This window comes from Acidimicrobiia bacterium (genome assembly GCA_030584185.1).
GTDB lineage: Bacteria > Actinomycetota > Acidimicrobiia > Spongiisociales > UBA11373.
In genome coordinates this window covers 902,914-922,689 of record CP129495.1, presented here as the reverse complement: position 1 = coordinate 922,689, position 19,776 = coordinate 902,914, and the positions used below count along the sequence as shown (strand labels likewise).

Here is a 19,776-nt window from a genome sequence, read left to right as displayed (position 1 = left end):
TGGCAGACCGGCCACGGATTCCTTCGGCTTCGGGAATAGGAATCGGGCGTGATTGGTTCTTTAGCACTAAATCACCCCGTCCTTCCTGGATGGGGTCGAACCGAAAGGAAGATGCATGTTCAACCGTTTGAGCCGGATCGCCCTGGTGGCGGCCGCTTTCACTCTGGTCGTGGCCGCATGCGGCGACGACGACGCGACGACGACCACGACGGCCGCGCCGACCACCACGGTGGCGACTACCACCACCACCGCCCCGATGCCCGAGGCGATGGACATCGTGGAGACGGCCGAGGCGGCGGGTTCGTTCGCCACGCTGCTCACCGCAGTCGAGGCTGCCGGACTGACCGAGACCCTCCAGGGTGAGGGGCCGTTCACCGTGTTCGCCCCCACCGACGACGCCTTCGCCATGCTCCCCGAAGGGACCATCGAGGCGTTGCTCGCCGACATCCCTTCCCTCACCGACATCCTGCTGTACCACGTCGTCTCCGGCGCCGTGACCAGCGACGTCGTGGTCGGCCTGGACTCGGCGGCCACCGTTCAGGGCTCTGAGATCACCATCGAGGTCGTCGACGGCGAGGTGATCCTCAACGGTTCGGTCAAGGTCGTCACCGTGGACATCGCCGCCTCCAACGGCGTCATCCACGTCATCGACGCAGTCCTCCTGCCGCCGGCGCCCCCGGCCGAGGCGATGGACATCGTGGAGACGGCCGAGGCGGCGGGTTCGTTCGCCACGCTGCTCACCGCAGTCGAGGCTGCCGGACTGACCGAGACCCTCCAGGGTGAGGGGCCGTTCACCGTGTTCGCCCCCACCGACGACGCCTTCGCCATGCTCCCCGAAGGGACCATCGAGGCGTTGCTCGCCGACATCCCTTCCCTCACCGACATCCTGCTGTACCACGTCGTCTCCGGCGCCGTGACCAGCGACGTCGTGGTCGGCCTGGACTCGGCGGCCACCGTTCAGGGCTCTGAGATCACCATCGAGGTCGTCGACGGCGAGGTGATCCTCAACGGTTCGGTCAAGGTCGTCACCGTGGACATCGCCGCCTCCAACGGCGTCATCCACGTCATCGACGCAGTCCTCCTGCCGTAACCCTCCCTCGGCAGGCTGCTGGTGGCGGGGCCCTTCGGGGCCCCGCCATCGCGTCGGCAATACCGGGCACCGAGGCCGATCAGGCCGATAATCGACCTGTGCAGCACCTGTTCCACTCAGCCCCCGGGGCCGAGACGGCAGTCGAGGTGACGGCCACCGACCTGGCCCAGGTGCGGGCTGCCGGCGGCTGGCTCTGGCTCGACGTCTACGACTTCACGCACGAGGATGTCGAAGAGATCGGCGCCACTCTCGGCTTCGACCCACTCGACGTCGAGGACGTCCTCGACTGGTCCAAGTTCCCCAAGGTGGGAGAGCACCCCGACTACACGTTGGTCGTCGGCCATGCCCTCTCGGCACGAGAGGCGGAACGGCTGGCGGTCGTGGAGCACGACGCCTTCCTGGGCGACGGCCTGTTGGTGACGTTCCACCGTGAGGATCTGCCGTCGTTCGCCTGGGGCCGCCAGTTCGTCCTCCAACCGGGAGTTCTCGCCGGGGCTGGTCCGGACCTGTTGTGGGCGAGGATGGCCGAGGTGGGGGCGGCTCGATACCTTCCCCTGGTGGACGGGCTGGAGGAACGGATAGCCGAACTGGAGGACCGGGCCGTGCTCGGCGATCCGGGCGTGCCGGCCGACGTCCTCGCTCTTCGGCGCGACGCCCAGACGGTTCGACAGATCACGCTGTCGCAGCGCGACGCTCTGCGCACCCTGGTGCGCGAGTCACTGCCCGGAATCGGCAAGCCGGCGCGACGGCGTCTCGCCCACGTGGCAGACGATCACGCCCGCCTCACCGAGATCCTGGAGGGTGCCCGCATGCTGCTGGGCAGCGCACTGGAGGCCTACCGGGGGACGATGGCGGAGCGGGCCAACGAGGTGATGAAGGTGCTCACCGTCTTCGCCGCCATCGTGCTCCCGCTGTCGCTGATCGCCGGCGTGTACGGGATGAACTTCGCCCACATGCCCGAGTTGCAGTGGCGGTGGGCGTACCCGGCGGTCCTGGGTCTGATGGTCCTGGTGGCGGTGGGACTGTGGGCGTACTTCGGGCGTCGCGGCTTCATCGGCGGACCGCGCCTGGGCGCCGTTCCCGGGCTCGTGGGCAGGGGTCTCGTCGAGTTCGTGAAGCTCACCGCCAAGCCGGCAGTGCTGTTGTTCGATCTGACCCGGGGGAACGGTCGGCGAGAAGAGGGATGAGCAACACCACCGGCACCTCACCGACGGCGGCAGCCTGGATGGGGACATGCCGGTTCTCTCCTCCCCCCGCAGGGGGGAGTACGGCGAAGCCGGGAGGGAGTTCGTCATTCCTCCCCCCGCAGGGGGGAGCACGGCGAAGCCGGGAGGGGGGCAGATCTTGGGAGACCTGTGTCGCGCTCGTGCCCCCTCCGGCCCTCCGGGCCACCTCCCCCTCCGGGGGAGGCAACGGCGCCGTCGGCCCTGCAGGCATCCGCGTTCTTCCTCCTCGCGGGGGGAGTAAGGGGACACCGGGAGGAAGTTCGTCTTTCCTCCCCCCGCAGGGGGGAGCACGGCGAAGCCGGTAGGGGGGCAAGAGCGCGAGGAGCCGTCGACGCGCAGGTCGCCCGGCGTCAGGCTCAGCGCGCCCCCGTAGGACACCGAGTGCCCCGGACTGACCGCAGGGCATTTCGCCCCTCACGCCGCAGTCCAGGAAAACCTACGATGACATCGTGAGCGAGTCCGCGCCCCGGCGTGTGAACGATGTCTTCCTCGCCGCCGTCGCCATCGTCGTTGTCGGCGCCATCGTCGTTGTCGCCATGCTCAAGAGTCTGCGCGAGGTGGAGTACCCGGAGGGATCGGCGCAAGCCGCGGCTCAGACCTACCTACGGGCGATGATGACCGGCGACACCTCCACCGCCTACGGGATGCTCTCGCCCGACCTGAGGGAGCAGTGCAGCCTCGCCGAGTTCGCCGTCTCGCTGGATGAGTTCGGGGCGGTCTACTTCGACGCCGTGACCGTCCAGGGCGATCAGGTGATCATCGACGTCCGCCTGGAGCCGCGTCGCTTCGACCTGGACCCGTTCCCCGGTGAGGGCTGGGAGACATCCACCTGGCTGACGATGGAGATGTCCGGCGACGCCTGGCAGGTGAAGGACGCCTTCTGGCCGCTGTACAACTGTGCCTGGAGGTAGACGGTGATCGCCGGCCTCATCCCGCTCATCGTCCTCGGCGGGATCGTGTTCATCATCGCCTCCCTGGCCCGGCGCCGCGGCGACGGGCCGCCGCCGGGCGGTGGGTTCTCGGTGCGCCGCCTGTTCGTCTACCTGCTCGGCTTCGCCGCCCTGCTGGTGGGTGCCATCGGCATGGTCGAGTTGCTGGCGATCGCCTTTGGATCGGGGGGCGATCGTGTCGGCGCCGAGATCGCGTCACCTCTGGCCATGACCGTGGTCGGCCTGCCGGTGTTCGCCCTGCTGGGGCGTTGGGTGCTGGCCACCCATTCCGCCGATCCCACCGAAGCGGGCTCTGTGGCATGGGCGCTCTACCTGAACGCCACTCTCGTGCTCTCGGTGTCGTTGGTCGTGGTCCATGCCTTCGACGCCACCGAGGGTCTCGTCGCCTGGGAGTGGCATGCCGAGGGGGTGGCCGGCCTCCTGGTCTGGGCGGCGGTGTGGGCCTCACACTGGCGGGTGTGGCGGCGAATCCAGCCCGTGCTGTTCCCCTTCCTGCACATGTGGCTGGCCTCCGCCGTCGGGCTCTGGGTACTGGGCGCCGCCGTCGCCTTCTTCGTCGACGACGTGGTGAGGCGCTTCTTTCCTGCTCCGGATGGTCTGGTCATCGCCCCCGACAGCCGCGACATGTGGCTGGCGGCCACCGGGATCGTGATCGGCGGGGCGGTGTGGGGATGGCACTGGCTGGGGCACGGGCTTGGCTCCACTCGGAGCGAGGGCTGGTACGCCTACGTCCTGCTGCTCGGAGTGATGGTGGGGCTGATCGCCACCGTCGTGGCCGCAGGCCTGCTCGTGTTCCTGGTGCTCGAGTGGTTCCTCGGATCGCCCGGGATGAGCGCTGTCGACCACTTCCGGGAGGTCGCCCCGGCGCTGGGCCTGGGGACGGTGGGGTTGGCCTCGTGGCGGTATCACCGGGGGGTTCTCGGTGCTTCGGCCCGGCGGGATCGAAACGAGATCGACCGGATCTACGACTACATCGTCACCGGTGTCGGCCTGGGAACGGTCTCCGTCGCCTTCGCCATCCTGGTGCTTGCCGTCTTCGATGCCCTGGCTCCGGCGTCGGTGGTGGACGAGCGGGTGGGTGGCGACGTGCTGCTCACCGCCATCACCCTCCTGGTGGTGGGCGTGCCGATGTGGGCCGTGACCTGGCGACGGGTACAGCGCCTCGCCACCCAGAACCATGGAGAGGTGGAGTCGGTGACCCGGCGGGTGTACCTGTACGCCGTGTTCGGGGTGGGGGCCGCCGTCGCCTTCGGGGCGCTGATCTCCCTCCTGGTGGTCGTGTTCCGGGCGTTGTTCGAAGAGGTGGTCGACGAGGCGATGGTTCGCCAGATCGACATGCCGGTGGCGTTGCTGCTCACCACCGGGGTCTCCTCGATGTACCACTGGCTGGTCTATCGCTCGGAGCGGGAGGTCGAGACGCGAGCGCCGCGCCGTGCGGTGATGCTGGTGGCCGGGGGCGACGTCGACATCGAGGAGATCGAAGAGCGGGCCAATGTCAGGGTGCGGCTGCTGAGGCGATCGGATGGTGCCGGCGGCGATGTCGGGGCGATCGTTCGGGCCATCGACTCGGCGGTGGGCTCTCACCTCGTGGTGATCGTCGAGCCGGGTGAGGTGACGGCGATCCCCTACGAGTGAGAAGCCGTCCACACCTCACCCCGCAGGGGTAGTGCGGCGAAGCCGGGAGGGGGGCAGGTCCTGCGTGGGCGTGTGTCGCGTCTCGCCCCCTCCGGCCCTCCGGGCCACCTCCCCTACGGGGGAAGGAACGTTGTGAGACGTCTGTCGCCTCTGCCCCCTGCGGCCTTTGGGGCCACCTCCCCGTTCGAGGTGTGCAGGATGTCTCGCGACATCACAAGGCGCCCCCGGGAGGACTCGAACCTCCGACACACGGTTTAGGAAACCGTTGCTCTGTCCCCTGAGCTACGGGGGCCGGGCCATGGCAGGCTTCGGCACAGCAGGGTAGTGCCCTGCCCTCCTACGCCTTCTCCCTGAGGAGGAAGCCGATCAGCAGCACCACGGCCACCCCGATCGTCAGCCACCAGATGACCTTGAGCACCCACAGGAACAGGACGACGGCGACGACCACGGCCCCGACCACGAGGAGGATGCGCATGAGCTTCTCGTCCATTCCCGCCATGGTGCCACGCGGGAACCCCATCCCGTGCGCTTCCGTCCAACAGCTGTGGGAGAAGGATCCGACCCGAGCCGCGTAGAGGCATTTCGCCAACTCTTCGACTCCGCCTACCCGCGGGTCATGGCCTACTGCCTGCGCCGCAGCGACACCCGGTCCGATGCCGAGGACGCCGTGTCCGAGACCTTCCTGGTGGTGTGGCGCCGCCTCGACGAGATCCCGGAAGGCCCGGCGCGCATCCCATGGGTGTTCGGGGTGGCGCGACGGGTGCTCGCCAACCAGTACCGGTCGCGGGATCGCCGTGCCCGCCTCGAGGAGCGCCTCACCCCGCCGTCCGAGGCGTCGCCCCCCGAGTTCGAGGCGGTGCATGGGGCGTTGGAGCGCCTCCGCCCCGACGATCGGGAGATCCTGACCCTCTCCGCCTGGGACGACCTGGACAACGACCAGATCGCCGTGGTGCTCGCCACGACACCGGCCAATGTGGCGGTGCGGTTGCACCGTGCCCGTCGCCGCCTCGCCCGACAGCTGGCTCGACTTGGCGCCGGCGCAGAGGAAGTGAAATCGCAGGACCCCTCCCGGACACCTGACGGTGTGAGGGGCGTCGACATGCAGGAGGAGAGACGGAGATGAGCCGGCGGAGGTTCCAGGGCGATCCCCAGGAGACGCTGCGCCGCGCCGATCCGCTCGACCGGCATCACGCGCCACAGGACACCACCGGGGTCCACGCAAGGGCCCTTTTCCAGGAGGTTGTGAGCATGGACACGATGGAACACAAGGCGAGCGCCTCGGCACCTCAGGGGCGGACAGGCCGCCGACTGGCGCTGGCGGGCGGAGCGTTGGCGGTAGCCGCGGCGGTGGCCGTGGGGGCGGTGGCCTTTCTCGGCGAAGACGCCCCGGAGCCGGTCGTCGGCGGCGTGCCAGTCGGCAGCGACGCCATGGCGATCTGCCTCGCCTTCGACGAGGCCACCCTCGCCCAGCAGGAGTTCGCCTTCGACGGCACGGTCAAGTCGATCGACGTCGCCGAGGGCACCGAAGACGGACTCGAGGCCACCGAGGTGCTGGTCACCTTCGAAGTGCACCGCTGGTTCAAGGGTGGCGAAGGCGCCGAGGCGACCTTCCGGGGCGACGGGCTGGTCGGCGAGACCTCGCTGGCGCTCACCGGGCCGGGCCTGGAAGTGGGGCAGCGATACCTGATCTCGGGGTCCGAGATCTGGGTGTGGGGATGCGGATACTCGCTGACCTACGACTCGGTTCTGGCCGATCGATGGGCGGAGATCTTCGGCGGCTGATCGGTGTTGGTTCGAGAGGAGGGAGCGGGGCGACCCGCTCCCTCTCGCTATTTCCGGATCGCCGAGCTTCGCTTGATCCGCTCCATCTCGGCGATGCGGACCTCTTCGACGGTGACGAACGCCGCCGGGTTCACCTGATCGACGATCGTCATCAGCTCCCTCACCCTTCTCCTGGGGAGCACTGTGAAGTTGAGTCGCACCTCCCCGTACCTGCCTTCGGCGTTGAGGACCGTCACCGCGAAGCCGGCCGCTCGCAGCGCAGGTGCCACCGGCGGATCCTCCACCGGGGCGATCACCCTGACCAGCGCCGATCCCATCGCCACCCAGCGTTCCACGTACCCACCGAGCAGGGTTCCGACGGCGAACCCGGCAGCGAACGAGACGATCCGGATGGGATGGTCCAGGTTGGTGAACACGATGGCGGCGGCGCTCACCCAGAACAGCGACTCGAAGAAGCCGAGCAGCGCCGCCAGCCAGATACGCCCCCGCATCAGGGTGACGATGCGTACCGATGAGATCGAGACGTCGCCGATGCGGAGGCCGAAGATTGCCAGCGAACCGAGGAAGAGTTCCATTCCGTGACCTGAGGGGACCGCCATTGTCGTCTGGTGTTGCGGCGCTGCCGAATCGATCGGTAACCATGCGCCTACGCCGACGGTCCTACCGGGAACCCCGTAACCTCGGGGACTGCAAGCTACGGGAGCCATGATGACGCAGCGGATCGGGATCATGGGCTTCGGCTCCTACGTGCCGTCGCGGGTAATGACCAACGAGGAGTGGTCGCGCCTCGTCGACACCGATGACGAGTGGATCGTCAGCCGCACCGGCATCCGGGAGCGCCGGTTCGCCGCCGACGACGAGTCGACCCTCGACCTCGCCGCCCACGCCGCCGAGAAGGCCATCGCCGATGCCGGCCTCACCCCGAACGACATCGACGAGATCATCGTCGCCACCGACACCCCCGAGGTGTACACGCCCGACACCGCCGCCCACCTTCAGCACCGCATCGGTGCCCGGCAGGTGATCGCCTACGACCTCGGCGGCAGCGGCTGCGCCGGTTTCGTGCTCGCCCTCGACATCGCCAGGACGCGGGTGCAGGTGGCGGCGAAGCGGATCCTGGTGGTGGGCGTGGAGGTGATCTCGCGCATCATGGACTGGAGCGACCGTGCCACATGCGTCCTCTTCGGCGACGCCGCCGGGGCCGTCGTCGTCGGGGAAGGCGACCGGGTGCGGGCCGAGATCGTCGCCGCCGATGCCGGCACCGACGGCAGCGCAGCCGACATCCTCATGGTGGAGACCGGAGGCACCCGGCGGCCTTTCACCCTCGAGGCCGCCGAGCGCAACGAGCAGAAGCAGATCCTGATGAACGGGCGGGAGGTGTACCGCCAGGCCGTGAAGCGGATGTCGGAGGCCGCCGAGAAGGTCGTGTCCATGGCGGGGCGCCTACGCGAGGAGATCGCCGTGGTGATCCCACATCAGGCCAACCTGAGGATCATCGATTCGGTGCGAGCCAAGCTGGGGCTGCGTGAGGAGCAGGTGTACGTGAACGTCGATCGGTTCGGCAACACCGGGTCGGCCACGGTTCCCCTGGCGCTGGCCGAGGCGGTGTCGGCGGGCCGCATCGTCGCCGGAGACCTGGTGGTGCTCACCGCGTTCGGCGCAGGGTTTCACTGGGCGGCGGTGGCGCTCGAGTTCTGACGGCGCCCGCCGAGAACGCCCCAATGCGGCGGCGTGTCGACGGGGATCCGGATCAGTTGTCGGCGGGGATGCGCGCCGGCTTCGGGATCGGCTGGAAATGGGTCCAGCAGTGTGAATTCTTGTTGTATGCGGAGAGCTGGGTGGTGCAACCCTTGGTGGAACAGATGCGCCCGGCCCCGTAGGTCCGGCGCGGCCTGCCACCCGCCAGCTTGCCGATCGTCTGGTCGCTCACAGGCCCAAACGATGCCACGCGCGGCGAAGATGTTCAAGATGAGCCGGCCAGGAAGCCCTTCGGCACGCCGGTTTCCATCGAGGCTCGGCTCAGATCGCCCAGGAGCGGGTGGTCGGGCGGATGGCGACCGACATCAGACGCATCCGATCGTCGATAGCCGAGCCATCGAAACGGTGCCGGATGAAGAATCCCGCCGCCTCCGGCGGCACCAGCGCCCAGGCAAGGGTGCCACCGAGCGAGGTGGCGTGGTCGAAGAGGTCTTGAAGGAGAAGCGTTCCCAGTCCCCGACCGCGGTGACCGTGCTCGACGGCCAGGCCCCGTATCCGCCAGGCACCAGCATGTAGGCCTCCTGGCATCGGCTGCGGGTGGGCCGTTCCGACGCCGACGAGCTGCTCACCCTTGAACACGCCTACGTGGCGCCTGTCTTCGTGTTCGTCACCCGGATGTGCCTCCGATCCGGGAAGCAGGGCCCGTCGGAGCCCGAGTGCCTCGGCGGCATCGATCGGTCTCAGGTCGAAGGCGGGCATTCGGAGCAGAACGCTAGGCCATCGCCGTCCCGAGCAACCCCTGTGGACCGATCTCCACTCGCTGCCCGTCGCCGATCGCCCGGTAGCGCTCCTCGTCGGTGACGACCACCGGCATCGCCCGCCCGTACATCTCGCGAGCCACGATCGCCCCTACGGCGATGATCCCGTCGGGCTCGGCGAGCACGATCGCCGCCGGGGCGGTGCCCAGGCGGATCGCCTCGGCGAGCACGCTCGAGGCCGACGAGGAGCCGCGGCCGACCGGCATCACCAGCACCCTTCCGGTGACCACCGAACCCGACTGCGGGTGCCTGCGGTCGATGATCTCGCCGGTCTTCGGGTCGAGGCCGCCCCACATCGAGAGCGGCTCGTCCAGGACCAGTGCGTCCCCGGCCGCCTCACCGGCCACCAGCATCCGATCAGCCATCCCATCCCCCGATCACGATCCTTCCCTGCACCGCCGACTCGACGCAGTCCTCGAGCGAGCCGAAAGCCACGTCCAGGCCCAGGTTGCCGGGGGCGTAGTACGCCCACTTCCCCGAGTTGGTCATCACCACGCCCTCGGTGTCCCGGATCACCGGCGTGATGTAGGTGCAGGTGTCGGTCACCACCTGCACCCCCGCTGCCCGCAGGGGGTCGATCAACCCGTCGGCCGCAGCCTCGGCGAGCACCTGGCGGGAGGTGCCGACGTAGAACTCGACGCCCGGCGCCACCCGCCGGCCCGAGAACAGGGCGGCGAGCTTTCGGAACTCCTCGATCGAGAAATGCGGGGTGCCGACGCTCACCGCTCCCAGGCGCCCTGTGGCATCGGTGGTGAGTTCGGCGCGTGCCCGGCGCAGTGCCGCCGGGTCCACGGACACCTCCAGCAACGGCGCCGCACCCCCAAGAGCATCTTCGAGAGTGGGCGCCTCGGGGGTTCGTCCCACGGCGTGGAACATGGCCACCCCACCCGACGACGCCGCCGCCGCCCCGAGGGCCTTCAGCCCGTCCTCGGGTGCATCCGGAGACAGCCCGACGATTGCCGGGACCAGGGTTCCGGTGGCCCGGCCCACCAGGTGGCCCAACACCGGGTAGATCACCTCCGACTCGAGAATCGAGGCGGGCACTCCTTCGAGGCGGAACACCGAGCGCGCCCGACGCCCGGAGTCGAGATGCAGGCCGGCTTCCGGTACGCGGCCGGCGATGGCGCCGCAGATGTCGGTGAAGTCGCCGTATCGGTCGGTACGGGCTCCGAGCACCGAGTTGGCGAAGACGATGGCGTTGGACTCGGCCCAGGCCACGTGCTCCCCGAGAGAGGGTCGCTGCAGCGCCTGGTAGGGGGCGCAGGTCCACGTGGGGAGCCCACCCATGGAGACGTAGGCGGCCATCAGGCGGCGGGCCTTGGTGCGCAGGGTGTCGTCTGCATCCACGAGATCGGGATGGAGCAGATCGAGTGAGGAGACGTTGAGCGTGGTCGATACGGCTACCCGTGCCCCCCACCCGGCGAGGCGCTCGGCGAAGTCGAGCCCGGCGTCACCGTGGTACAGGCAGGAATCGATGTGGGCCGAGGTCACGGCGATGAACCTGCGGGCGTTGGAGATCCCTGCCATCTCCACCAGGATCCGCATCGCCAGGGCGGCCGCCTCCCCCGACTCGCCGGCGAGGAGAGCGCGGTCGTCGTCGGTGAGGGCGATGGTCATGGCGGCAGTCTGCCTCGCTCCATCCCCTCCCGCCACATTCTGTCGCCGGCTCCGGGTAAACTACATCTTTGTAATCCGGTCACGGAGGCGACATGGTCCTGGCCCCGGTCCAGCAGCAGACATCGCATCGGGTAGCCGCCACCACGGCGGCGTCCCTCCACCTCTATCACGACGGTGCGGTCGTGGAGACCCCACTGGCACGCTTCGCCGATGCGCCCGACCTCGAAGGTGTCGCCGTGATCGTCGCCGGGCGCGGTCTGGTCGAGTGGTTCCCGCACGAGGCCCAGGACCTGGACGAACTGGCCGAGACCGTCCCCGGGGCGGTGGCTGCGGGATGGCGGGTAGTGGTTCTGGTCCCGGCCTTTCGCATGGGTGAGGCACATCGGGCCTTCCGGGGGACCGGGGCGACGCTGCAGCCGTGGTGGCCCGACGATGAAGCGGTTAGGTTCGGAGGACCGGAAGTACCCTGAGGGGGCAATGCCGGTACCTCTGTACACCCAGACGGTCATCGCCTTCCTGTGGGACTTCGACCGCACCCTCATCCCGGGCAACCAGCAGGAGGTGCTGTTCGCCGAGTACGGCGTGGACGAGGGCTCCTTCTGGGCCGAGGTGGACGGGCTGGTGGACCATTACGCCTCCCGTGGGACCCTGGTGGCGCGCGACTCCGTCTACCTGCTCCACGTGCTGTCCTACGTCGAGGCCGGGATCTTCGCCGGGCTCACAAACGACCGGCTCCGTGAGCTCGGGGCGAGGCTGAAGCCGGCGCCCGGCATCCCCGAGTTCATGCAGGCGACGCGCGACCTCGTGGCGGGGGAGCCTCGATACGAGCGGGAGGGGATCGTCGTGGAACATCATGTCGTGTCCACCGGGATCCGCCCCATGATCGAAGGCTCGGTGGTCGCCCCCCACCTCGACGGGATCTGGGCCAACACCTTCATCGAGAAGCTCGCCCCTCCCCGGTATCAGGAGCACCTCGACGTCGACCGGTCGTCCCAGCCGGTGTCCCACGTGGGTTACATGATCGACAACACGGCCAAGACCAGGGCCATCTTCGAGATCAACAAGGGGGTCAACGTGACCCCGGGGCTCGACGTCAACGCCCGGATGGGACCGGAACAACGAAGGGTGCCCATCCAGAACATGATCTACATCGCCGACGGCCCCTCCGACGTGCCCTGCTTCTCGATCGTCAACGAGAGGGGCGGCAAGACCCTTGGCGTGTACACCACCGAACCGAAGAACAACTTCCGCGGGGTACGCGAGCTGCAGGAGCAGGGCCGCATCCAGGGCATGGCCGAGGCCGACTACCGTCCCGGTGCCGCGGCCCACCTGTGGCTGATGGATTCACTGGAACAGATCGCAGAGGGGATCGTCGCCGACCGCCACCGGGCTCTCGCCGACATCCCCCGTCCCCCGGGACATGCCTAGGAGGTAGCAATGAAGATCAAGGGTGCCAAGGTCCTCGTCACCGGTGGCGGCAGCGGGCTCGGCGAGGCCACTGCCCGCCGTCTTGCCGCCGCCGGCGCCACCGTGACCATCTTCGACCTTCCCGGCTCGCACGGAGCCGATGTCGCCGACGCCATCTCGGGCCGGTTCGTGGCGGGCGACGTCACCGTTCCCGACGAGGTGATCGGTGGGGTGGACGCAGCCGCCGAGGCGATGGGCGGCATCCACGTATGCGTGAACGCCGCCGGGATCGCTCCCGCCCACCGGGTCGTGACCCGGACCGGTGAGATGTTCCCCCTCGACCTCTTCGAGAAGGTGATCCGGGTCAACCTGATCGGCACATTCGATGTCACACGCAATGCGGCGCGCCACATGGCCCACAACGAGCCGAACGATGACGGCGAGCGCGGAGTGGTCGTCAACGTCGCTTCGATCGCCGCCACCGAGGGTCAGATCGGCCAGGCCGCCTACTCGGCATCCAAGGGCGGGGTGGCATCGCTGACCCTTCCCCTGGCCCGGGACCTCGCCTCGATCGGGGTGAGGGTCAACACGATCGCACCGGGGATCATGGATACTCCAATGGTCGGTGGGATGCCCGACGAGGTGCGCGAGTCCCTCGCCGCGGTGCACGTGTTCCCGCGGCGTCTGGGACGTCCCGACGAGTTCGCCGCTCTGGCTCAGCATCTCTGCGAGAACGCCCTGATCAACGGCGAGGTGGTACGACTCGACGCCGCCGCCCGCATGGGCCCCCGCTGACCCGAGCCCGCGAGACCCTGCCGACCGCTCGGCGGCTTCGGTGTCGGCCGGGGGGGCCGTTGCGTACACTCCCTGGGTGACCCTGCGCCTGGTTCCACCCGCAGATCCCCCCATTCCTGACCCGGGGGGGCTTCCGGTCTGCTTCCTCGTCGATGCCTCCGGTCCCCTCGAGAACCGGCTGATCGACGGGTGGATCGAGAGCAACCGTCCCGCCAGTGAGTTTCGGGTCGTCACCCTCCCGCCCTCGCGGCGGCGGCGCCGTCACCGACGCGGCCTCGAGCAACTTCGTGAGGCGATCGAATCGGGTGGCGACGCCCTCATGGTGCCGCTGCGGGTGGCGTGGATGCCTCACGGTCGGTCGCGCCGGGTTCCGCGTCTCGTCGACCTGATCACCCTGGGCGACCCCCGCGATCCGAACCGGCTGCTGCAACATCTGATCCTGCGGATCAAGCCCTCGTGGGTGACCGTCATCGCCGCCGAAACCGCCACGCTGGGCGATCTCCGGGCCCGCTGGGTGGCGGAGCGGGTGCAGCACCCAGATGCCGCAGCGGGATTCACCGAGTTCGTCGCCCTCCAGGGTGCCCTCGCCCTGGAGGTGCGGGAGCGGCGGCTGCGGGGCAACCGGTACAAGGTCCCTCGCTTCCTCTCCGAGGATCTGCTCGAGTCGGCTTCGTTCCAGGCGGGACTCGACGACCTGGCGCGTCGCACCGGTGACGACCCGGTCGACCTCTCAGCCAGGTCGGCCCGGTACCTGAAGGAGATCGCCGCCACGCCCAGCACCTTCGTCATCGACCTGGTGGCGGCGCTGGTGCGGATGGTGTACACGATGGGGTACGAGCCGCGGATCCGTTACGACCGCGAGGTGCTGGAGCGGATCGCGGCCCTCGGCCAGCGACACCCCCTCGCATTCCTGCCCAGCCACAAGTCGAACCTGGATCACCTTGCGCTCACCTACGTCCTATATGAGAACGGGATGCCGCCCAACCACACCGCCGGTGGGATCAACATGAACTTCTTCCCGATCGGCCCGTTGCTCAGGCGCCATGGGATCTTCTTCATCAGGCGGACCTTCAAGGACAACGAGCCTTACAAGTTCGTGCTCAGGAGGTACATCGACTACCTGCTCGCCCGCCGCTTCCCGCTGGAGTGGTACCTGGAGGGCGGCCGCAGCCGGACCGGGAAGCTGCGTCCGCCGCGCTACGGGATGCTCTCCTATGTGGTCGATTCGTGGCGGCGCGGCTCCAGCGACGACGTGGTGTTGGTCCCCATCTCCATCGCCTACGACCAGATCCAGGACGTCGGTGCCCATGCGGCCGAGCAGCGTGGACGGGCGAAGGAGAAGGAGTCCTTCTCCTGGATGCTGCGAGCGCTGCGCAGCCTGCGGCGCCGTTACGGCCGCATCCACATCTCGTTCGGCGAGCCGATCCTGCTCGGAGAGGCTCTGGGACGGCACCCTGCCGGAGGTGAGCCCGACCCGGAGTCGGTGAACCTCGAGATCGCCAAACTCGCCTTCGAGGTCTCGGCGAGGATCAACCGGGTCACGCCGATCACCCCGATCTCCCTGGTGACGCTGGCGCTGCTGGGAACGGATCGGGCGCTCACCGTGGACGAGACCCTCCACGAGCTGCGCGACTTCATCACCTACGTCGAAGCCAAGGAGCTCCCGGTCACCCAGCGGATCGATCTCGACGATCCCGATGAGGTGGCCGGCGCCCTGAACGCCCTGGCGGAGCATGGGGTCGTCACCCGGTGGGATGGGGGCACCGAGACCGTCTACTCGGTCGGGGCGGATCAGCACCTTGCGGCAGCCTTCTACGGCAACACGATCGTCCATCACTTCGTCACCACCGCGGTGGCCGAGGTGGCCCTGGCCGGGGTGCCTTCCGGCAAGGACGCCCTCGCCCGCTTCTGGGCCGAGCTGGCCGCCTTGCGCGACCTCCTCAAGTTCGAGTTCTTCTTCTCGGAGAAGGATCGGTTCCGGGACGAGGTGGCGAGCGAGGTCGCCTCCCACTGTCCCGACTGGGAGGAGGCGATCGCCGGAGGGGGAGAGAAGGTGCGCTGTCGCTTTCGCCCCGCCGCCGCCGGGAGGATTCTGCGTCCCATATTCGAGGCGTATCTGCTGATCGCCGACGCCCTCGTGGCCCGTGACTACCGGGTGGAGGTGGATCGCAAGCGCCTCGTGGCGGCCACCCTCGCCCTCGGCGACCAGTACCGGGCGCAGCGTCGGATTCGCAGTCCCGAGGCGGTCTCCACCGAGCTCTTCGAGTCGGCCATCCGGCTCGCCGAGAATCGGGGCCTGCTGGTATCGGGATCCATCGAGGATCTCGAGAGGCGCCAGGCGTTCGCCGACCAGATCAGGGGCCTGGTCGAGCGCATCGATCGGATCGAGGCCGGCTGACCGCCGCCTACTTCTTGGCGGCCTCGTAGTAGGGGTTCTCGCCCGAGGCGTGATCGGTGACATCCACGACCCGCGTGATCTCCGGGAACGCCTCCCTGATGGCGACCTCGATTCCCTGGCGCAGGGTCACCTGCGCCATCCCGCAGCCCTGGCACCCTCCGCCGAGGCGCAGGAAGGCGGTGTCCGCCTCGACCGCCACCAGTTCGGCGAATCCGCCGTGGGATGCGATCGCCGGGTTGATCCTCTGGCTGAGCAGGGACTGGATCCGCTCCGCGAGTGGCCCTTCGAGCCCGGCCAGATCGCCGGTCGGAATCCGGGGGCTGGGCGAGTTGGGGTTGTCGATGGCGAGGCCGTCGGCCGAGACGGCGATCGTCGCACCGGTGAGGCGTTCCACGCTGCCGGCAGGTACCACGACCGGGAGGTCGCCGAAGACCTGCATCACATCCTCACCCCCGGCGTCGGCGATGGGGATGAAGGTGAGCTCGTAGGTGAACTTGGGTCCGCTGACGCCGGCGATGGCGACCGAGAGGGCGAGGTCGGTGGCGTCCGGCTCGTTCGCCCTGATCCCGAGGATGGCCTCGGCGGCCTCGGGCGTCACTTCGATCACGGAGCGGTCCTCGATCGGCATCCGGGCCGACGATACCGGCTGCCGGTTACTCAACCACAACCGACCAACATGGGGCCGTGCCCGTCGTCGGTCTCGTGATCCCGTCCCACTCCTACCGCGGTCCCGACTTCGTCGCCGCGGCGGAGGAGCTCGGTGTCGACCTGATCGTGGCCTCGGACGGGGACCTGCCGGCCATATCGGGCCGGATCCTCGAGGTGGTGCCCATCTCCTGTGACGCCCCCGAAGAGGCGGCAGCGCGCCTGGTGGCGGCATCGGAGCGCCACGGGGTCGAGGCCGTGCTCGGGGTCGACGACGGCGGAGTGATGGTGGCAGCCCTGGCCGCCGCCCGGCTCGGGCTTGCGCACGATCGGCCGGAGGCAGTTGCCGCCACTGGCGACAAGGCCGAGATGAGGCGCTTGCTCGGCGAAGCCGGAGTCGGCCAGGCCCGGTTTGCCGTGGCCGAAGACGCGGCCGCCGCCGTGGCCGCCGCCGATGCGATCGGGTACCCGGTGGTGCTCAAGCCACGGGGCCTGTCGGCCAGCCGGGGTGTGATCCGAGCCGACGACGCCCCGGCGGTGGAGGCGGCCTTCGAGCGGGTCTCGGTGATCATCGCCGAGGCCGGAGGGTCGCCTCCGTTGCTCGTCGAGGAGTACCTGCGGGGAGAGGAGGTGGCCGTCGAGGCTCTGGCGACTCCCGGCGGTCTCGAGGTGCTGGCCATCTTCGACAAGCCCGATCCCCTCGATGGGCCCTTCTTCGAGGAGACGATCTATGTAACGCCGTCGCGTTACTCAGCTGCCGTCCAGGGGGAGGTCGAAGACCTGGTGTCCGCTGGTGTGGCGGCGATCGGCCTGGCACACGGCCCGGTACACGCCGAGGTCCGGCTCACACCGGATGGCCCGCGCCTGGTCGAGGTCGCCGCACGCTCCATCGGCGGGCTGTGCGGGAGGTCGCTGCGGTTCGGCCTGCTCGGGCAGAGCCTCGAGGTGCTGTTGCTGCGAGCGGCCCTCGGTCTCAACCGACGCGGGATGCGCCGCCGGGCGACGGCCTCGGGGGCGATGATGCTTCCCATCCCCGCCGATGGCGTCCTGTTGGGGGTTCGGGGGACGGAGGCCGTCGCCGAGGTCCCGGGCATCACCGGGATCGAGATCACGATCCCCCCGGGAAGGTCGATCCGCCGGCTCCCCGAGGGCGACCGCTACCTCGGGTTCCTCTTCGCCGAGGCGGACACCCCTGACGAGGTGGTGGCGGCGTTGCGCGAGGCGCACGGTCTTCTCGAGGTGATGATCGCCTAGTCCGGGTCCATTGGGCGGCCCACCCGTGCCGCCCGCTCGCGAAGCCGCCGAATCCCGTCGCGCACTCCGTTCCAGCGGCCCTCTCCCTCGAACGGGGTGCGGAGCCACTCCGGCGCCAGCCGCAGCCAGCCGACGGCTCGCAGCGCCGAGTACATGACCGATCCGGTGATGGCGATGATCCCGACCCCGGCGAGCAGCACCAGCGGGCGGGGCATCTCCAGCTCGAAGAAGGCACGCCACGACGGGAGGAGCAGGATTAATCCGAAGATGCCGGCCATGGTGCCAATGAGCAGGCGGCGCCCGGGAGTGAGCGGGCGGGAGTTGATGATCAGGGCGAAGAGCCCGATCGAGACCAGCACGATGGTCGCCAGGGTACGGGCGCGCAGCAGGGAGACCTCCTCGGAGATCGCCAGTTCGTACGCCAGGTATGCCGAGGCGGCGGTGAGGGCTCCGACCGGGACGGCGAACCGCAGGACCCTGGCCACGAAACCGCGTCGGGCGCGGGCGGCGGTCGGCGCGAGGGCGAGGAAGAAGGCGGGTGCCCCGATGGTGAGGGTTCCCACCAGGGTGAGGTGGCGGGGAACGAAGGGGAAGGGTCGGGAGAAGATCCCCACCAGCACGGCGAGCAGGAAGGCGTAGACGGTCTTGACCACGAACAGGTTGGCCACCCGCTCGATGTTGGCGATCACCCGGCGGCCCTCGCCGACCACCGACGGGAGGGTGGCGAAGTTGCCGTCGAGGAGCACCAACTGACTGACGGCCCGCGAAGCCGACGAGCCGGATCCCATGGCGATCCCGATGTCGGCGTCCTTCAGGGCGAGCACGTCGTTGACGCCATCACCCGTCATCGCCACCACATGACCGCGGGACTGGAGGGCGCCGACCATGGCGCGCTTCTGATGGGGGGTGACCCGGCCGAAGATCCGCCCCTCCTCGACCGCCCGCACGAGTTCGGGTCCCTGCTCTGGGAGGTCGCGGGCGTCGACCACCCGCCCTTCCAGTCCGACGCTGCGGGCGATCGCCGCCACCGTGTCCGGGTGGTCTCCGGAGATCACCTTCGTCTCCACGCCTTGCTCGGCGAAGAACCGCAGTGTGTCGGCGGCTTCGGGCCGGACCACGTCGGAGAGCGTCACCAGAGCCGCCGCCTCGAGGTCCGGCGGGAGGCTCTCGCCGGTGACGGGGGTGCCGCTCATCGCCAGGAGCAGCACCCGGCTCCCGGCCCCGGCCATGGCCAGCACCTCCCGACCGACCCTGAGGTCGTTGGGCAGGATCATCTCCGGGGCGCCGATCACCCAGGTGCCCAGCCGGCCGAAGGAGGCGGCGCTCCACTTGCGGGACGAGGCGAACGGGACCACGGCCTCCGGGTACCAGCCCACGGGTTCCGGGAAGGCCTCGGCGATGGCGCGCATGGTGGCGTTGGGGCTGGTGTCGGCGGCGGCGAGCGCACCGAGCGCCTGCTCCAGGTCGGTTCGATCGTCGAACACGTGGAGGCCGTCGACCGTCATGCGTCCTTCGGTGAGGGTTCCCGTCTTGTCGAAGCACACCACGTCCACGCGGGCGAGCATCTCGATGGCGGGGAGCTCTTGGGTGAGTACCTGGAGCCTTCCCAGGCGCACGACGCCCACGGCGAAGGCGACCGACGTGAGCAGCACCAGCCCCTGCGGGATCATGGCCACCATGCCGCCCACCGCCACCCTGATGGCCTCCTTCAGGGCATCGTTCGCCTTGAGCTGAGACCAGATGAGCAGCGCCATCGTCGGCGCCATGCCCCAGCCGATCACCGCCAGGATCTTGTCGATTCCTCCACGGAGCTCGGACCGGACCATCGTGAACTGCTTGGCCTCGGCGGCGAGGCGGGCTGCGTAGGCGTCGACTCCCACCCTGCGGGCCTTGAAGACCCCCGACCCCGCCGAGACGAAGGACCCGGAGAGGATCTCGTCGGCGTGCTCCTTCGGGATCGGATCGGCCTCTCCCGTGAGCAGGGACTCGTCGATCTCCAGGCCGTCCGACACCAGCACCACCCCGTCGACGACGATCTGGTCGCCGGCGCCCACCCGGAGCAGGTCGTCGAGCACGACGTCTTCCACGGCGATGTCGCGGTTCCGCCCGTCCCTGATCACGGTGGTCTTGGGTGCGGAGAGCAGTGCCAGCCTGTCGAGGGTCTTCTTGGCCCGCAGCTCCTGAACGATCCCGATGGCGGCGTTGGCCACGAGCACCCCGCCGAAGAGGGCGTCCTGGGGCGGGGCGACGATGAGGATCACAGCCAGCATCACCCCGAGCAGCAGGTTGAAGAGGGTGACCACATTGGCCCGGATGATCTCGGCCACGGTCCGGCTCGGGCCCGACGGCACCCGGTTCACGGCACCTGCCGCGACCCGGCGGCGGACCTCTTCGGCGCTCAGACCGGTGAGTGCGGGAGAAGTGGTCACGCCCGGCGAGAGTAGTTGGCCGGCCCCGTCGA

At 69.1% G+C, this 19,776-nt stretch carries 20 protein-coding genes and 1 tRNA gene; 12 read left to right on the top strand and 9 right to left on the bottom strand.

Annotated features, from left to right (window positions below):
- Positions 1-115 precede the first annotated feature (115 nt).
- From QY307_04665 to QY307_04650, 4 genes are all read left to right on the top strand, one after another.
- Entirely contained in the window at positions 116-1,090 is a 975-nt protein-coding gene (locus tag QY307_04665; GenBank protein WKZ83539.1) for a fasciclin domain-containing protein, read from the top strand.
- 98 nt (positions 1,091-1,188) lie between these two features.
- The gene (locus QY307_04660; protein WKZ83538.1) at positions 1,189-2,277 is read left to right on the top strand and encodes a magnesium transporter CorA family protein; all 1,089 of its coding nucleotides are present in this window, start codon (positions 1,189-1,191) and stop codon (positions 2,275-2,277) included.
- A gap of 488 nt (positions 2,278-2,765) precedes the next feature.
- Positions 2,766-3,227 carry a hypothetical protein gene (locus QY307_04655; protein ID WKZ83537.1) on the top strand — a complete coding sequence of 154 codons (462 nt, stop codon included), beginning with the start codon at positions 2,766-2,768 and terminating at the stop codon, positions 3,225-3,227.
- Between the two features lie 3 nt (positions 3,228-3,230).
- On the top strand, positions 3,231-4,901 hold the full coding sequence (locus tag QY307_04650; GenBank protein WKZ83536.1) for a DUF5671 domain-containing protein: 1,671 nt from the start codon (positions 3,231-3,233) through the stop codon (positions 4,899-4,901).
- 219 nt (positions 4,902-5,120) lie between these two features.
- Here QY307_04650 and QY307_04645 read toward each other — a convergent pair.
- A tRNA-Arg gene (locus QY307_04645) sits at positions 5,121-5,193 on the bottom strand.
- A 45-nt stretch (positions 5,194-5,238) separates the two neighbouring features.
- Entirely contained in the window at positions 5,239-5,391 is a 153-nt protein-coding gene (locus QY307_04640; GenBank protein ID WKZ83535.1) for a hydrophobic protein, read from the bottom strand.
- 126 nt (positions 5,392-5,517) lie between these two features.
- Between QY307_04640 and QY307_04635 the strand changes: the two genes are divergently transcribed.
- Together QY307_04635 and QY307_04630 are read left to right on the top strand one after the other, a co-directional pair.
- The gene (locus QY307_04635; GenBank protein ID WKZ83534.1) at positions 5,518-6,024 is read left to right on the top strand and encodes a sigma-70 family RNA polymerase sigma factor; all 507 of its coding nucleotides are present in this window, start codon (positions 5,518-5,520) and stop codon (positions 6,022-6,024) included.
- Positions 6,021-6,683 (top strand): hypothetical protein, encoded by a 663-nt coding sequence (locus tag QY307_04630; protein ID WKZ83533.1) that lies wholly within the window; start codon positions 6,021-6,023, stop codon positions 6,681-6,683. The genes QY307_04635 and QY307_04630 overlap by 4 nt, the downstream gene beginning before the upstream one ends.
- Positions 6,684-6,730: 47 nt before the next feature.
- Here the strand turns inward: QY307_04630 and QY307_04625 are convergent, their stop codons facing one another.
- The gene (locus QY307_04625) at positions 6,731-7,258 is read right to left on the bottom strand and encodes a DUF5698 domain-containing protein (GenBank protein ID WKZ83532.1); all 528 of its coding nucleotides are present in this window, start codon (positions 7,256-7,258) and stop codon (positions 6,731-6,733) included.
- Between the two features lie 130 nt (positions 7,259-7,388).
- Here QY307_04625 and QY307_04620 point away from each other — a divergent pair, with 130 nt between their 5' ends.
- The gene (locus tag QY307_04620; protein ID WKZ83531.1) at positions 7,389-8,381 is read left to right on the top strand and encodes a beta-ketoacyl-ACP synthase III; all 993 of its coding nucleotides are present in this window, start codon (positions 7,389-7,391) and stop codon (positions 8,379-8,381) included.
- 52 nt (positions 8,382-8,433) lie between these two features.
- Here the strand turns inward: QY307_04620 and QY307_04615 are convergent, their stop codons facing one another.
- The 4 genes from QY307_04615 to QY307_04600 all read right to left on the bottom strand — a co-directional run bounded on the left by QY307_04615 (position 8,434) and on the right by QY307_04600 (position 10,816).
- On the bottom strand, positions 8,434-8,613 hold the full coding sequence (locus QY307_04615) for a hypothetical protein (protein ID WKZ83530.1): 180 nt from the start codon (positions 8,611-8,613) through the stop codon (positions 8,434-8,436).
- 89 nt (positions 8,614-8,702) lie between these two features.
- On the bottom strand, positions 8,703-9,140 hold the full coding sequence (locus QY307_04610; GenBank protein WKZ83529.1) for a GNAT family N-acetyltransferase: 438 nt from the start codon (positions 9,138-9,140) through the stop codon (positions 8,703-8,705).
- Positions 9,141-9,153: 13 nt separating this feature from the next.
- Positions 9,154-9,564 (bottom strand): DUF126 domain-containing protein, encoded by a 411-nt coding sequence (locus tag QY307_04605; GenBank protein ID WKZ83528.1) that lies wholly within the window; start codon positions 9,562-9,564, stop codon positions 9,154-9,156.
- Complete coding sequence (locus tag QY307_04600; GenBank protein ID WKZ83527.1) at positions 9,557-10,816, bottom strand: aconitase X catalytic domain-containing protein; 1,260 nt, start codon at positions 10,814-10,816, stop codon at positions 9,557-9,559. The genes QY307_04605 and QY307_04600 overlap by 8 nt, the downstream gene beginning before the upstream one ends.
- A 92-nt stretch (positions 10,817-10,908) precedes the next feature.
- Between QY307_04600 and QY307_04595 the strand changes: the two genes are divergently transcribed.
- The 4 genes from QY307_04595 (at position 10,909) to QY307_04580 (ending at position 15,416) form a co-directional block, all read left to right on the top strand.
- Complete coding sequence (locus QY307_04595; protein ID WKZ83526.1) at positions 10,909-11,286, top strand: hypothetical protein; 378 nt, start codon at positions 10,909-10,911, stop codon at positions 11,284-11,286.
- Positions 11,287-11,293: 7 nt separating this feature from the next.
- Positions 11,294-12,244: an HAD family hydrolase gene (locus QY307_04590; protein ID WKZ83525.1), complete on the top strand. Its 951-nt coding sequence runs from the start codon at positions 11,294-11,296 to the stop codon at positions 12,242-12,244.
- Between the two features lie 9 nt (positions 12,245-12,253).
- Positions 12,254-13,018 (top strand): SDR family oxidoreductase, encoded by a 765-nt coding sequence (locus QY307_04585; GenBank protein ID WKZ83524.1) that lies wholly within the window; start codon positions 12,254-12,256, stop codon positions 13,016-13,018.
- 76 nt (positions 13,019-13,094) lie between these two features.
- A complete protein-coding gene (locus QY307_04580) occupies positions 13,095-15,416 on the top strand; it encodes a glycerol-3-phosphate 1-O-acyltransferase (GenBank protein WKZ83523.1) in 2,322 nt (773 codons plus the stop codon).
- 7 nt (positions 15,417-15,423) lie between these two features.
- On the opposite strand, the gene QY307_04575 is transcribed toward QY307_04580, so the two are convergent.
- Entirely contained in the window at positions 15,424-16,044 is a 621-nt protein-coding gene (locus QY307_04575) for a NifU family protein (protein WKZ83522.1), read from the bottom strand.
- Positions 16,045-16,100: 56 nt separating this feature from the next.
- Here QY307_04575 and QY307_04570 point away from each other — a divergent pair, with 56 nt between their 5' ends.
- Positions 16,101-17,315, top strand: coding sequence for an ATP-grasp domain-containing protein (locus QY307_04570; GenBank protein ID WKZ83521.1), 1,215 nt, complete (start codon positions 16,101-16,103; stop codon positions 17,313-17,315).
- Here QY307_04570 and QY307_04565 read toward each other — a convergent pair.
- Positions 17,312-19,744 carry an HAD-IC family P-type ATPase gene (locus QY307_04565; GenBank protein ID WKZ83520.1) on the bottom strand — a complete coding sequence of 811 codons (2,433 nt, stop codon included), beginning with the start codon at positions 19,742-19,744 and terminating at the stop codon, positions 17,312-17,314. The genes QY307_04570 and QY307_04565 overlap by 4 nt on opposite strands.
- Positions 19,745-19,776 lie beyond the last annotated feature (32 nt).

What these genes read in the sequence shown, in the direction of transcription:
- QY307_04575 (WKZ83522.1), bottom strand. Translation starts at nt 16,044, where the DNA reads ATGCCGATCGAGGACCGCTCCGTGATCGAAGTGACGCCCGAGGCCGCC.
- QY307_04610 (WKZ83529.1), bottom strand. Translation starts at nt 9,140, where the DNA reads ATGCCCGCCTTCGACCTGAGACCGATCGATGCCGCCGAGGCACTCGGG.
- QY307_04585 (WKZ83524.1), top strand. Translation starts at nt 12,254, where the DNA reads ATGAAGATCAAGGGTGCCAAGGTCCTCGTCACCGGTGGCGGCAGCGGG.
- QY307_04605 (WKZ83528.1), bottom strand. Translation starts at nt 9,564, where the DNA reads ATGGCTGATCGGATGCTGGTGGCCGGTGAGGCGGCCGGGGACGCACTG.
- QY307_04625 (WKZ83532.1), bottom strand. Translation starts at nt 7,258, where the DNA reads ATGGAACTCTTCCTCGGTTCGCTGGCAATCTTCGGCCTCCGCATCGGC.
- QY307_04620 (WKZ83531.1), top strand. Translation starts at nt 7,389, where the DNA reads ATGATGACGCAGCGGATCGGGATCATGGGCTTCGGCTCCTACGTGCCG.
- QY307_04595 (WKZ83526.1), top strand. Translation starts at nt 10,909, where the DNA reads ATGGTCCTGGCCCCGGTCCAGCAGCAGACATCGCATCGGGTAGCCGCC.
- QY307_04600 (WKZ83527.1), bottom strand. Translation starts at nt 10,816, where the DNA reads ATGACCATCGCCCTCACCGACGACGACCGCGCTCTCCTCGCCGGCGAG.
- QY307_04635 (WKZ83534.1), top strand. Translation starts at nt 5,518, where the DNA reads ATGGCCTACTGCCTGCGCCGCAGCGACACCCGGTCCGATGCCGAGGAC.
- QY307_04630 (WKZ83533.1), top strand. Translation starts at nt 6,021, where the DNA reads ATGAGCCGGCGGAGGTTCCAGGGCGATCCCCAGGAGACGCTGCGCCGC.
- QY307_04665 (WKZ83539.1), top strand. Translation starts at nt 116, where the DNA reads ATGTTCAACCGTTTGAGCCGGATCGCCCTGGTGGCGGCCGCTTTCACT.
- QY307_04590 (WKZ83525.1), top strand. Translation starts at nt 11,294, where the DNA reads ATGCCGGTACCTCTGTACACCCAGACGGTCATCGCCTTCCTGTGGGAC.
- QY307_04640 (WKZ83535.1), bottom strand. Translation starts at nt 5,391, where the DNA reads ATGGACGAGAAGCTCATGCGCATCCTCCTCGTGGTCGGGGCCGTGGTC.